Source organism: Acinetobacter sp. ANC 4216, from assembly GCF_004331195.1.
GTDB classification, from domain to species: domain Bacteria; phylum Pseudomonadota; class Gammaproteobacteria; order Pseudomonadales; family Moraxellaceae; genus Acinetobacter; species Acinetobacter kookii.
Map to the genome: position 1 here is coordinate 59,828 of NZ_SJOC01000005.1, position 14,142 is coordinate 73,969.

Here is a 14,142-nt window from a genome sequence, read left to right on the forward strand (position 1 = left end):
AAAAGCCGAAGGTAGAAATAATTCTACCGTCAGCTCATTCAACCTAATTACTTAACCGCTTTACCGGCTTTCAAATTTGCAAGAATTTTTGCACGTTCTTTATCTGACATAGAAATCAGACCCGCTTTTTCCAGTTTAGAGCCTTTACCTGAAACTTTCTTATTCAGGAAGTACTCAGAATACTGTTGTAAGCCTTTGATTGATTTAAGGTGCTCACCTTTCACGTAGAAGTACAATGGACGTGATACCGGATAAGAACCATTCAGAATGGTTTTCTCTGATGGAGTCACATTGTTCACTGTAGCAACACGCAATTTGTCACGGTTTTGATCATAGAAACCTAAACCAAACACGCCTACCGCACTTGGAGAAGTTTTTAAACGTGCCAGTGTTTCAGTGTAATCACCAGAAATTTCAATTACTTTTCCGTCTTTACGGAAAGTCGAACATGCTTTCTTCTGTGCATCTTTGTCTAAATTTTTGAAATATGCATAAGATTCGCAACCTGCCTCAACCATTTTTTCCTGGAACACTTCACGTGTACCGTGGTTAGAAGCCGGAATTACTAAAGTAATTGGTTCATTTGGAAGTGCCTTGTCAATTTGGTTCCAGCGTGTATACGGGTTTGGAACCAGTTTACCTTGTGAAGGCAACTCTGCTGCCAATGCAGCAAATACATGTTGTGGACGCAGTTTATAAGCTGCTTTCTTTGAGTTAGACGCAAATACAATACCGTCATAACCCACTTTAATTTCAATCACCTGGTTTACGCCAGCTTTTTTACATGCCGCCAATTCAGTATCTTTGATTTTACGAGATGCGTTGGCGATGTCGATGGTATTGTCACCTACACCCTGACAAAATTGTTTTAAACCGCCAGATGTACCACCAGAACCAACAACCGGTGCTTTAAATTGCGGGAAAGTATTACCAAATTCTTCTGCTACAATACTCGCGTATGGCAAAACAGTCGAAGAACCAGCAATCTGGATGGTGTCACGAGCTGCATTTGCGGTTGTTGCTACAGCTGCCCCTGAAACTGCTAAAGCAAGTGCGATATGGTTTAAGCGCATTCTTTTCTCTCTTCAATAGATGCAATTTTGAAGTACGCTACTTTTTATAAAGTTTTGTACTTATTTCGATGATTGCATTTTGATTTTAGAATATGACAATCAAGTTACAGCATTGTGACGCTTTTATGATAATTCCTTTCTTTTGTAGAATCCTTAAAAATACCTTTTAAATTCAATAACTAAAAATCCATCAGAAATATTATTCAGGGATTATTTTTAACTGTAAATTTGTAATAATTCTTAAATCTGTCATTTTCTCATGCTTCTTTTTCTACTTGCAGGGTGTTTATTCTATGATCAAACGATAAAAATCTTCTATTCCTGGATTTCTTTTCTATCTGTATCAGGCTTTCACTCCGCTCTCTCAGATTTACACTGCTCTTTTTTTCCAGCACTGGTCCAAATCTTTGAAATTTCATAGAACATAGCTTTGTCATATAGTCAAAAATAAATAATGACAGTGATATGACCATAAACAGTAAAACAATTAAAAATTTTAATCCTGATTGACCCGTTCACATGGTTTTTAAAGAACATGACTCGGACTTGCTTGCAGAATACTGGTATCTGAAAGGTTTTAGCCTATAGATTGCAGCTCGAATTTAAAGCAAAAATTTTAAACCACATCTCTCAATCGGATCATTTGACATGGATGTCACCGCGGCATTAAGAAGGAAGAATATTCCTTCAGTAACGAAAAGGATTTTTGTTTGTCTTACGGAATATATTCCTCATCCCTGAAAATTAAGACTCAACCCACACAATATGATTGATGCCGCATAAATCAAATGAGGTTGTACAATCTTAAGCACAAAAAAAGGAGACCGTGTGGCCTCCTCCTTTCACGCAGACAATCGATTAATCAATTGCCGGCGTATATGTACCGTCAGCGATTGGACCTTTGATACGATCCGCTTCTGCAAGCACCAGTGCAAGCAGGTTCTTCACGTTTTCTAAAGTCGCCACCGGGCTTAAAGTAGTCATTTTCAAGGATTGAACCTGACCCACTTTAGTTACACCAATGTTCGCTTCACCACGTGCAAACAGTTCGTCCGCAACGTTCTGGTTTAGTGTATCCAACAATTCTACTGGGTAGCCTGCCGGTACTACACGGAACAAGACCGAAGCAAATTGCGGTTCAACCAGAAGCTCTAAACCGTCAGTCGCTTTGATGTAATCAGCAACATCACGGGTCAGTTTCACGCCATGATCGATCATGGAACCGTAAAGCTCTTCACCCAATGCTTCTACCGTCATCCACAGTTTCAACGCGTCAAAACGACGAGTCGTTTGTAATGACTTGGACACCAGGTTCGGCACACCATGTTCTTCATCATAAGCAGAGTTCAAGTACTCAGCTTCGTAATGCATGAAACGGTAGTTGGCTTCGTCTTTCAACAGGAACGCGCCACATGAAATGGTCTGGAAATAATGTTTGTGGAAATCAAGCGTCACGGAATCAGACAGCTCAATACCATCAAGCAATGAACGATAGTCATTCGACAGAATCAGTGCACCACCCCAAGCTGCGTCAATGTGCATCCACGCGCCGTATTTGTTGGTGATTTCACGAATCTGTTTGAGTGGATCAATCGCACCCGCATCGGTCGTGCCCGCAGTTGCAACCACACATGCCACGATCTTGCCTTCAGCCTGAAGGTGAGCCATGGTTTTTTCCAGTGCGTCTACATCCATCTGTGCATTTTCGTTCACAGGAACAGTGACTACAGACTGGAAGCCCATGCCCATCATCGCCATGTTCTTTTGCACAGAAAAGTGTGCATTTTCAGAACAGATGACTTTGACATTACGCATAGCATCCGCAGGAATACCATCGCGCTGAACTGACCACGGATTGCCGTTTTCGTCTTTCCAGTTTTTCGAGATGCAGGCATCACGCGCAAGCAGCACACCCATCAGGTTCGACTGGGTACCGCCAGAGGTGAATACGCCTGCCTGACCTGAGCCATAGCCGACTTTTTGACGCAGCCAGTCAATCAACTGCACTTCCATCAATGAACCGGCCGGGCTTTGATCCCATGAGTCCATAGACTGGTTGGTTGCGTTAATCAATACTTCTGCAATCTGGCTTGCCACCATGGTTGGGCAATGCAAATGTGCTAACGAGTGCGGATGATGAACCTTTAAGCTTTTGTTCAAGAAAAGCTCAACCATACGTTCAAGCGACTTGTGTAGACCCATCCCTTCTTTTGAAGGATGAAATGCAATTGCACTGCGCAGCTCTTTAATGCTGCCGCCGGTATACATTTTGTCGTTTTGCAACCATGCAGAAACGGCTTTTACCGCTTCGTCCATTGCTGACTGATAGTCAGCAATAGAACCTGCATCATTGCAGAATAACGCTTTACGGTGTTCTGCAAAATCTACCATGCCTTAAGCACCTCGAACTGCAACAAGCGCTTCAGCGATTGCTTTCTTAAAGCGGACAATCACTTCAACACATTCGTCTTGCGTGATGATAAGCGGGCAAAGTAAACGGATCACTGTACCGTTACGGCCACCTTTCTCAAGCAACAGCTTGTTGTCGAAACATGCAGCCTGAATAGCAGCAGCCAATTGAGAATCACCCGGTAATGAACCCATGTGATCTGCTTTTTGGCGTTCGTCAACGATCTCGATACCGATCATCAGACCACGGCCACGCACGTTACCGATACATGGGAATTCCACTGCCAATTTTTTCAATTCAGCTTGCAGGAAATCACCACGCTCTTGTGCATTTTGTGCAAGATTTTGTTCTTTGATGGTTTTGATGGTTGCAAGACCTGTACCCATCGCCAATTGGTTACCACGGAAAGTACCGGTGTGACCTGCTGGCTGCCAGGCATCAAACTTGCGTTTAATACCCAGTACTGCAAGCGGCAAGCTACCACCTACCGCTTTAGACATCACCACCACGTCAGGTTCAATACCCGCATGTTCAAAGGCAAACATTTTGCCTGAACGTCCAAAGCCTGCTTGAACTTCGTCAAGAATCAACACGATATTGTGTTTTTCAGTCACTTCACGGATTTTCTTCAACCATTTAACCGGTGCTGTAACCACACCGCCTTCACCTTGAATCGCTTCAAGAATCACAGCCGCCGGCTTGGTTACGCCGCTTTCTACATCTTCAATGAAGTTTTCGAAATAATAAGTCAAGGCATCAACACCCGCTTCACCGCCAATGCCTAACGGGCAACGGTATTCATGCGGATATGGCATAAACTGTACACCTGGCATCAAGCCATTGACTGCATTCTTCGCAGACAGGTTACCCGTCATGGCCAAAGAACCGTGTGTCATACCGTGATAGCCACCTGAGAAGCTGATCACCGAGCTACGACCGGTATAGGTTTTTGCTAATTTAATCGCTGCTTCTGTACCGTCTGCACCAGACGGGCCACAGAACTGCAGGCAATACTCTTCATTCCCACCAGGAAGTTGTTCAAGTAATGCTTCAGTAAATGCATCTTTTAAAGGTGTCGTTAAATCTAAAGTATGTAATGGCAAACCACTCGCTAGAGTGTCCTGAATACTTTGAATTACCGCAGGATGATTATGGCCTAAAGCCAATGTTCCTGCCCCAGCTAAACAATCGAGGTACTCTGTACCTTCAACATCAGTAACCCAACAACCTAAGGCTTTTGCTATCGCTAACGGCAATTTGCGTGGATAGCTACGAACATTGGATTCCATCTGGCTTTGGCGAGTCAAATAGTATTCGTTAGTAGACTTAGTGGCAGGATTTACAGAAGAAACGCTCATATCGAATTACCATCTCTGATATGGGTTGAAAGAAATAAGTCGGGTGACTTGTGGTCCTTTGACTCGGTGCTTTATAGAATCTAGTTTGACGACTTGATTTATACATCATAACTAAACGGCGGATGATACAGAATTTTTCAATAAAATAAACAAGTTTTATGACTTTATCTGTCCAAAACCGATCAAAAAAATATATCAAGCCAAATCTTAGATTGAATTATCATCTTACAGTGTGACAGACTAAAGAAAACCTTATTTTTATACTTTTTTTATGCAAAAGATTGAATTAACGTAATCGCTTATTTTTTATAAAATTAAGTATTTAATTTTTAAATGTTTTCTTGAGAAGTCATTCTTGATGAAAGAAATGAAATAGAAATGAAATCATTTACAATCTTGACACAAAGTCTACAAAAAATCCTCATGAAGTAGCGATACCATGCCTATCAGAGGCTGAACTTCTCTTTACAAAAAAATAGGTAAAAATAATGCGATATTTAACTCTCCCCTCCCTGGTATTTGCCAGCCTGCTTTCAACCGCTGCCTTTGCTCAGCAGGCAGAACCACTGAACTATAATTTAGTCAACGTACAAGCTGAGGCAACGCGCCAGATTTCCAATGATGAAATGCATGCGGTTTTATATATTGAAAGAAGCAAGAAACAGCCAGCTGAACTTTCTGCACTCATCACACAGCTCATGAACCAAGCCATTGCAGCCTCGAAAAAATACCCGCAAGTAAAAGTCGAAACGGGTACGCAGAGCACTTATCCTGTGTATGACAATGACAGCCAGAAATTAAAAGAATGGCGTGGCCGGGCTGAACTTCGTTTAGAAAGTACCGACTTTAAGGCCGTCAGCCAGTTAATCAGCGAATTGCAGCAAAATTTCCAGACCCAGTCGATTGAATTTACCGTTTCCGATGCAAAGCGTAAAAAAGTGGAAAATGAATTGATGGTGGAAGCCTCAAAAAACTTCCAGCAACGTGCACAAATGTTGACTTCGGCATGGAATAAATCCAGTTATAATCTGGTGAACCTCAACCTGAATACCAATAACTATTACCCCCAACCGGTGATGATGCGTGCCAATATGGCGAAATTTGCCGGTGCTGAAGCCGCAGATGCGCAAAATGTTGCTGCTGGTGAATCAAAAATTACAGTCAATGCCAATGGCTCAATTCAGTTTAAATAATTAAATGATGATTTAAATAAAAACCGTGTGCATACACGGTTTTTTAATGAGTTAAATGGGCGATTTGGAACAATATAGCGACAATCCTGTCGAAGGTTTCATTTTATTTTTTTGTAAAATCATCCTATCTTTCAGCTTTTATTTCTCCTCACTGTCCCATGTCCCTTGAAAGTTTAAATCTTGATCTGTTTAGCATCCTGAACGTGCCTGAACAGGCTTCCCCATTGATGATGCACTTTGCCACTTTTGTCGCCCATGATTTAGTCTATCTGCTAATTACCTGCTTTGCCTTGTTTTGGTTTTATGGTCATCAAAATTCAAAAGCCCTGATTCTAAAAGCCTTTATCTTTTGCTGCGTCGCTCTCTCAATCAGTGAAGTAGCATCTTACCTGTTCAATACCCCACGTCCTTTTGTGATGCATGTCGGTCAGACTTTAATTGCACACGAAGCAACAGGTTCATTCCCCAGCAATCACATGACCATTTTTAGCAGTATTGCATTTGCCTATTATTTTTCGGCGCGACGGGATATTGGCAGGTTTTTGCTGGCAGTCGCCTGGCTGGTGGCATGGTCACGGATTTATGTAGGTGTGCATTTCCCGGTTGATATGGCCGGTGCCTTTATTTTGTCGTGGGCTGTGAATTTTACTGGTTTAAAATTATGGAATCATTACCAAACAAAACTGATGTGTCGGGTCATGTTACTCTATGAAAAATTATTCAGCGCACTAATTCAACGTGGTTTAATTAAATAAGCAATTAAAAAATATATAAAAAATCCCGCTCTAAAGCGGGATTTTTTGAATCTATAAAACTTAATAGATCGCCATATGGTTACGGTGAATCATTTCAAGTGAACGTGCTTCACCTAACACCTGATGCACCTTATCCGATGCCAGACCTTTGACAATTTCAGCGGAACGCGAACTGAAGTTGACGCGACCGACAGCAATGCGATGCCCCTCTTGGTCCACACACTCCACCACATCACCACGTTCAAAGTGACCTTCCACCGCTTTTACCCCGACAGGGAGCAAGCTGCGGTGATTGTCTTTAATCGCTTTGACTGCACCATCATCCAGCACCAGACGACCCGCTGTTTGTAAATGTGCCGCCAGCCATTGCTGATGTGCGGTAATGCGGTCATTGTCGGTAATAAACAAGGTTCCCAGCAACTCACCCGACATTAAACGCGCCAGGACATTGTCGCTTTCACCGCTGGCAATCAGGGTTGGACAGCCCGATTTTGCCGCCAGACGCGCAGCACGGACTTTGGTCAGCATACCGCCACGACCAAACTTGCCGCCACCGCCTGCCATATCGAACAGGCTTTCATCCAGTGCACGCACGGTATGGAACAGTTTGGCATTTGGATTAGAACGCGGGTCGGAGTCAAACATGCCTTGCTGATCGGTCAGGATAATCAGCAAATCGGCATGTACCTGCCCGGCGACCATCGCAGCCAGGGTATCGTTATCACCAAAGCGGATTTCATCGGTCGAAACCGTGTCATTTTCATTGATCACCGGAATTACATGCCAGTCAATCAGGTGCTGCAAGGCATCACATGAATTGAGATAGCGACGGCGGTCTGCCAGGTCATCATGGGTTAATAAAACCTGCGCCGTTTGAATGGAATGGTTTTCCAATACACTCGACCAGGTTTGAATCAGACCCATTTGACCAATGGCAGCACAGGCCTGAAGACTGGGTAGATCGGTGGGTCGATTCTCAAGTTTCATTCGAACCATACCTTCAGCCACAGCTCCGGAAGACACCAGAATAATCTCATGCCCTGCATTGTGCAGATCTGCAATCTGTTTCGCCCAATGCGAAATTGCATCCAGATCTAAGCCTGTTCCGTTTGCTGTAAGTAAAGATGATCCGATTTTAACAACGATTCGTTTACAAGCCTTGAGCTGACGTTGCCCATCTACCACTTCTATCATCTTGTCCTCAGTTACTCATATTTCAGAGCTTAACGTACGTAATACGACTCTGCTTCATCTTCGCCATCTTCATCATCTTCGTCATCACCAAGAATACCGGCAAGACGTTGCTGACGACGCATCTCACGATACGCTTCTTTTGCAGCGATGGTTTGTTCACGTGTTTCAGCTTCAAGCTGGTCACGGAATGCTTTTACTTGTGCTGCGTATTCCGGATCTTCAGCTTCGAGTTCACGCTGTTTCTCGATTTCATCCATCAGGTAATACACAACTTCTTTGGTCCCTTCAGACATTAAGCCCGAAGTCTTGAATACCGGACCAGTCCACTGCATTTCCTCAAGAAGATGGTTACACCATTCTTCACGCGTCTCTTCAGGTAACTGGTCAACCTTGTTCAGCACCAGTACCACTGGCAATTTAGAAAGCGTTGGGGAGAATTTTTTCAACTCATTCAAAATTGCTTTGGCATTGTACGCCGGATCTGAACCGTCAATCGGCTGTACATCGACAATGTGCAACAAGATACGGGTACGTGCCAGATGCTTAAGGAAACGAATACCCAGACCCGCACCTTCAGATGCACCTTCAATCAGTCCTGGAATATCGGCCATCACGAACGAACGGTGACGGTCGGCATCTACCACGCCCAGATTCGGTACCATGGTGGTAAATGGATAGTCTGCAACTTTTGGTTTTGCGGCAGAAACTGCTCGAATAAAGGTCGATTTACCTGCGTTAGGCATCCCGAGCAAGCCAACATCCGCCAATACTTTAAGTTCTAAACGTACTTCACGGAATTCACCTTTGGCACCGTGGGTACATTTACGTGGTGAACGGTTGGTCGAAGATTTAAAGTGTGTATTCCCTAAACCGCCCTCACCGCCGGCTGCCACCAATACACGCTGACCATCCGCAACCAGGTCACCGATAATATCGCCAGATTCTGTATCGACAATGGTGGTTCCAACCGGAACCAGTAATACAGTGTCTTCACCGCCACGGCCTGCACAGTTTGCACCGCGACCATTTTTTGCACGTTCTGCACGGAATTTACGTGTATAACGATAATCTACAAGGGTACTGGTGTCGTCGTCGGCCTGAATATAAATGCTACCGCCACGACCACCGTCACCACCATCTGGACCACCAAATGGTACGAACTTTTCACGGCGAAAACTGGCTACGCCATTGCCACCGTCGCCAGCCTCTACGGTAATGACTGCTTCATCAACAAAGCGCATGCTGCCAATCCTCTAAAAACTTTAAAACCCCATATTCTGCCATATTTTAAAGCATTTCTCGAATATATTTATTCAGCACTTTATGAAGATGACTGAATTCAGTCTTATTTTATAAACATGCGTCGAAAAGCTGATACTATCCGATCTTTTTACAAAGCCATTCTTTTCCGACCCTTAATATAAATTAATGATCACATGATTGATTTTACTTATTTCAGAATCTGAACAACTCTCCTTATAGTGCATGCAGCGTTGTTTGAGTCCTGATCATGTCTTTGCCAAAACCTGAAACTATCCGCCCATTGTCATCACAATTTGTATTGCTTATGGCAATCGCCTGCGGTTTATGTGCAGGTTCGGCTTATTTTAATCAGCCGCTGATTTATTCGATTGAAAAGAGTTTGAGAATTAGCACCAGTCAGGCTGGCCTAACCGTCGTGCTTGCCCAAATTGGCTATGTGCTTGGCTTGATGCTGTTGGTGCCTTTAGGCGATTTCCTGAATAAACGCAAGCTTGTGGTCAGCCTGATGGTATTTGCAGCCCTCTCGCAAATTCTGCTGTCATTCAGCACGACTCTCAGCACCTTATATCTTTTCACCCTGTGTGCCACCTTTGGGGCAATTTCAGCCCAGGTTCTGATTCCCTTTGCTTCAACAATCAGTCCACCCGAATCGAGTGCTGCAACGGTCGGAAAACTCATGAGCGGTTTGGTAATGGGGATTATCCTGTCACGGACTTTCGCCGGTTTTGTCTCGACTTACTGGTCCTGGGAAGGTGTGTATTTATCCAGTGGCATCATCACCCTGATGTTCGCAATAGTGATGTGGAAAAAACTGCCCAATACAGAGCCTCAAACCGGCTTAACCATCAGCAGTATTTACCGTTCACTGTTTGTTCTTGCCCGAAACAATCCGCATTTAATCCGTAGAGCCTGTGCCGGTGCCTTGGGCTTTGGCATCTTGTCGATGGTCTTTACCTCGATGACCTTTGTTCTCGGCAATGCACCTTACGACTTTAGTGATTTTGAAATAGGCCTGTTTGGCTTGCTCGGCGTTATCGGGATTTATTCATCTAGCTGGTCGGGAAAAACCGTGGGGCAAGGCAAGGAAAACCTGGTCGCAAAACTGTGTATTTTCCTGATGCTGTTTTCATGCATTCCCCTGTTCTTTGCCCAGCAGAATATCTGGGTTTACGCGCTTGGGGTTTTGATGAGTTATTTTGGCCTTACCGCCTTTCATGTACTGAACCAAAATCTGGTTTACCGGATTGACCTGAAAGCACGTTCCCGGATTAATGCAGTCTATATGACCATCTATTTTTCGGGTGCAGCTTTGGGTTCGCTGGGTGCAGTATATGCATGGGAACACTTGGGATGGATGGGCTGTGTCGCGCTTGGCTTGGGCTTTTCAATTGGAATTTTGCTGATTGACCGTTTTGATTTTAAGCGGATGCAGAAGGCTTAATTTTTTAAAAAGGAATAAATTAAAAAGTTTATTGCTGATTTATTCAAACCTTATCAGTCTAATTCGAATAACTTAATTCGAACAACCTAGACCCATGATCGCTATATTGCAGTCATTTTTACTGATCAAGAATCGTGTAACTTGACCCGTACAGAATAACAGACTTGTTACGCAAAGCGCCTTTCCAGGTCTGGCTTTTCATGCATTCAACTTAAGGAGTCGTATTGATACGTTGCTGATTCTGCAAAATCTCAGGCAAATTTTTTTCAATCCAGCCAATCAGATAGTTCATTTTTTCTGCAGCTTGCGAACCTAAAATGGTCAATTGATATTCCACCTTGGGTGGCACCACCGGATAGACCGTGCGCAGAATAAAACCATCCTGTTCCAGCATTTTCAGCGTTTGTGACAGCATTTTTTCACTCACCCCTTCAATGCGCTGTTTCAGCTCGCTAAAACGGTGCACCCCATCACTTAAACAACGCAGAACCAATACTGACCATTTATTCGCGAGATGTTCCAATATTTCACGTGATGGACACTCAGTGGATAAGACCTGACCCAATACAGGGCTGATCGCATAATTTGTCATAGCGTCCTCTCAATATTCTTATTACTTACTAATTTTAATGTACTTACTCTTTGCAAGTTAACAGAATAATATTTCAGCAGCAAGTTTGTTGATGAGTTTATATTGAATCGTTCAAATATCCCTTTCAATAATTAACAACCATAAAAAAAGAGCCTCAATTGAGACTCTTTTTTAATTCTGCTTTACAAATTATGCATTTGTTTCAGCAGGAATTTTTGGATAGCTTCCGCCGCCCATCTGTTCTGCAATACGCAATACCTGGCAGCTATAACCTACTTCGTTATCGTACCAAACGTAGCAAGTTAAACGGTTGCCTGAAGTGATTGTCGCTTGCGCATCAAATACACCTGCAGTACGTGAACCGATAAAGTCAGATGATACAACTTCAGTCGAATTTGTATAACCGATTTGACCTTGAAGGTTAGAGTTGATAGAGATTTGACGAATGTATTCGTTCACTTCTTCACGATCAACTTCTTTATCAAGAGTCAAGTTAAGAATTGCAAGAGATACGTTTGGTGTTGGAACACGTACAGAGTTACCAGTCAACTTGCCTTTAAGCGCAGGAAGAGCTTTAGCAACCGCTTTAGCAGCACCAGTTTCGGTAATAACCATGTTCAAAGTAGCAGCACGACCACGACGGTCAGCTTTATGGTAGTTGTCGATCAGGTTCTGGTCGTTAGTGAACGAGTGAACTGTTTCAACGTGACCATTGATTACTTTGTATTTGTCATCTAACACTTTAAGTGTCGGAGTGATTGCGTTAGTTGTACAGCTTGCTGCAGAGATAATCGTATCTTCATCAAGAATGTCGGCCTGGTTCACACCAAATACAACGTTCTTCATGTCACCTTTACCAGGTGCAGTCAAGATTACACGTGCAGCGCCCGGGCATTGAAGGTGTTGAGCAAGACCTTCTGCATCACGCCATTTACCAGTGTTATCAATCACTAATGCATTTTCAATGCCGTAAGCAGTGTAATCAACTTCAGACGGGCTAGACGCATAGATCACTTTAATGAAGTTACCGTTTGCAATAATGGCTTCGTTTTCTTCATCAACTGAAATTGTGCCTTGGAACGGACCGTGGATAGAGTCACGGCGCAGTAATGAAGCACGTTTTTCCAAATCGCCATCAGATGATTTACGCACCACGATTGCTTTAAGATTTAAACCACGACCCAAACCAGACTGACCGATGATTAAACGAGCCAGGATACGGCCGATACGACCAAAACCGTAAAGAACAACATCTTTGCCTTCTACAGCCTTCGCATTACCTGCTAAAGATTTCACTGCATCAGCAACAAAAGCGTCTACATCGCCGCCTTTTTCCTTGAATTCAACAGCAAGTTTACCTAGATCAATTTCTGCTGAACCAATATTTTCAATTTTAGCTAAAGCTTCTAAAATCGGGAAAGTGTGAACCACTGAAAGCTCAACATCCATCACACGTGTACGGCGATGTGCTTTTAAAATCTGGATTACTGAACGGTTAACTAAAGAACGACCGTATACAGAAGTCACGATATTTTTTTCACGATATAATTGACCAATCAGGGCAATCATACGTTCCGCGATTTCTTCACGGTTTTTCCAGCGACCTTGGTGCTCTGCATGTAGGGCGATGATAGTGTCTTTGCTCACAGCTACGTCCTCTAATTAATTGTATATCTAGGCATAAATTTCAAAACCCGACAATTGTAAAGGAATTATCGGCAACTTTGAATCAAAAGCTGAATGTTCAACGTGCTTTTTACGATATATTCACTATAAATTTATAAAATAGTTGTAATTATTTTCATGATTTTACTGTTAAAAGATCAGAAAGCTGTCTAAACACAAAAACTATACTTTTTTGTTAAATGTTGCTTAATCAAACAAGCTGAGTTTTCACCCAGCTTACCGAACGCAGTCTATTTCAAACGATCCTGATAGTTTTCCAGATTTTGATTCAGCGCCCGCTGTTTACGTTTTTGCTTGAAGATATGAAGTGTGCCTTCAATGACCAGCAATAGAACCGCAATCCAGATGGGAATATAAGTCAGCCATTCACCAGTCTCCACCCGCTCACCCAGCACAATAGAAGCAAAGGCCAAAAGCACGGGTTCGAGATAACTCAGCAATCCGAAAATCACAAAGGGCAAATAACGGCTGGCCAGAATATAACTGCCCAATCCCAACGCACTTAAAAAACCCAGGCCAATCACGGCTATAATTAAATGTGGAAAATGAGCCATTAAACTCAGACTATCGCTATGCATAAAGCCCAAGTAAAAAGCGACCGGTAAAATGAGGCATAAATCCCACCAGAAACCGCCTAAATGATCCGTTTTAAAGGCACGGCGCAAAAAGAAATATAAGGGATAAGCCAAAGCGACATAAACGGTTTCCCAGGCGATACTGCCGATGCGCCAGATTTCGTGCCCTACCCCTAGCATGGCCAATATTACGGCAGCCAACTGCCATTTCGACAGTTTCTCCTTATAAAGTACACAACCGATCAGCACCATCACCAAAGGCAACAGGAAATAACCCAGTGAAACCTGCAAGCCACGACCATTCATGGGTCCCCACAGAAACAGCCACAATTGTGTGGTACAAAGCAGGGAACTAAAAATCAGCCAGATCAGAAATACCGGCTGTTGAACAATGCGCTTGAAAATCTGGGAAATATGCTGCAAATCACCCGACCACCACATAAACAGGGTTAGAAAAGGCAGCGTGGCCAGCATGCGCCAGGCAAAAGTCTGTTCGCTGTCCAAAGGTTTTAAAAATTGCGTATAAAAATACAGTACCCCAAAAGTAACAGATGCCAATACTGACAAAGCCAAGCCTTTATACATCTTTTACCTCAGGGAGA

11 protein-coding genes are annotated in these 14,142 nt (G+C 43.3%); 3 read left to right on the forward strand and 8 right to left on the reverse strand.

Annotation, left to right across the window (positions count from 1 at the left end):
- Positions 1–47: 47 nt before the first annotated feature.
- The 3 genes from E0H88_RS05270 to E0H88_RS05280 form a co-directional block, all read right to left on the reverse strand.
- A complete protein-coding gene (locus E0H88_RS05270) occupies positions 48–1,073 on the reverse strand; it encodes a substrate-binding domain-containing protein (protein WP_092818565.1) in 1,026 nt (341 codons plus the stop codon).
- A gap of 858 nt (positions 1,074–1,931) precedes the next feature.
- Positions 1,932–3,464 (reverse strand): pyridoxal phosphate-dependent decarboxylase family protein, encoded by a 1,533-nt coding sequence (locus E0H88_RS05275; RefSeq protein ID WP_131273363.1) that lies wholly within the window; start codon positions 3,462–3,464, stop codon positions 1,932–1,934.
- 3 nt (positions 3,465–3,467) lie between these two features.
- Positions 3,468–4,841, reverse strand: coding sequence for a diaminobutyrate--2-oxoglutarate transaminase (locus E0H88_RS05280; protein WP_131273364.1), 1,374 nt, complete (start codon positions 4,839–4,841; stop codon positions 3,468–3,470).
- Between the two features lie 488 nt (positions 4,842–5,329).
- On the opposite strand from E0H88_RS05280, the gene E0H88_RS05285 reads away from it, so the two are divergent.
- Complete coding sequence (locus E0H88_RS05285) at positions 5,330–6,034, forward strand: SIMPL domain-containing protein (protein WP_131273365.1); 705 nt, start codon at positions 5,330–5,332, stop codon at positions 6,032–6,034.
- 158 nt (positions 6,035–6,192) lie between these two features.
- On the forward strand, positions 6,193–6,789 hold the full coding sequence (locus E0H88_RS05290) for a phosphatase PAP2 family protein (RefSeq protein ID WP_131273366.1): 597 nt from the start codon (positions 6,193–6,195) through the stop codon (positions 6,787–6,789).
- Between the two features lie 60 nt (positions 6,790–6,849).
- On the opposite strand, the gene proB is transcribed toward E0H88_RS05290, so the two are convergent.
- Positions 6,850–7,983 (reverse strand): glutamate 5-kinase, encoded by a 1,134-nt coding sequence (gene proB / locus E0H88_RS05295; RefSeq protein WP_131273367.1) that lies wholly within the window; start codon positions 7,981–7,983, stop codon positions 6,850–6,852.
- A gap of 29 nt (positions 7,984–8,012) precedes the next feature.
- Complete coding sequence (gene cgtA / locus E0H88_RS05300) at positions 8,013–9,224, reverse strand: Obg family GTPase CgtA (protein ID WP_092818571.1); 1,212 nt, start codon at positions 9,222–9,224, stop codon at positions 8,013–8,015.
- 269 nt (positions 9,225–9,493) lie between these two features.
- Here cgtA and E0H88_RS05305 point away from each other — a divergent pair, with 269 nt between their 5' ends.
- A complete protein-coding gene (locus E0H88_RS05305; protein WP_131273368.1) occupies positions 9,494–10,687 on the forward strand; it encodes an MFS transporter in 1,194 nt (397 codons plus the stop codon).
- A gap of 211 nt (positions 10,688–10,898) precedes the next feature.
- On the opposite strand, the gene E0H88_RS05310 is transcribed toward E0H88_RS05305, so the two are convergent.
- The 3 genes from E0H88_RS05310 to rarD form a co-directional block, all read right to left on the reverse strand.
- Positions 10,899–11,279 carry a winged helix-turn-helix transcriptional regulator gene (locus E0H88_RS05310; protein ID WP_092818573.1) on the reverse strand — a complete coding sequence of 127 codons (381 nt, stop codon included), beginning with the start codon at positions 11,277–11,279 and terminating at the stop codon, positions 10,899–10,901.
- 189 nt (positions 11,280–11,468) lie between these two features.
- Positions 11,469–12,926, reverse strand: coding sequence for a glyceraldehyde-3-phosphate dehydrogenase (locus E0H88_RS05315; RefSeq protein WP_131273369.1), 1,458 nt, complete (start codon positions 12,924–12,926; stop codon positions 11,469–11,471).
- Between the two features lie 269 nt (positions 12,927–13,195).
- The gene (gene rarD, locus E0H88_RS05320) at positions 13,196–14,125 is read right to left on the reverse strand and encodes an EamA family transporter RarD (protein ID WP_131273370.1); all 930 of its coding nucleotides are present in this window, start codon (positions 14,123–14,125) and stop codon (positions 13,196–13,198) included.
- Positions 14,126–14,142 lie beyond the last annotated feature (17 nt).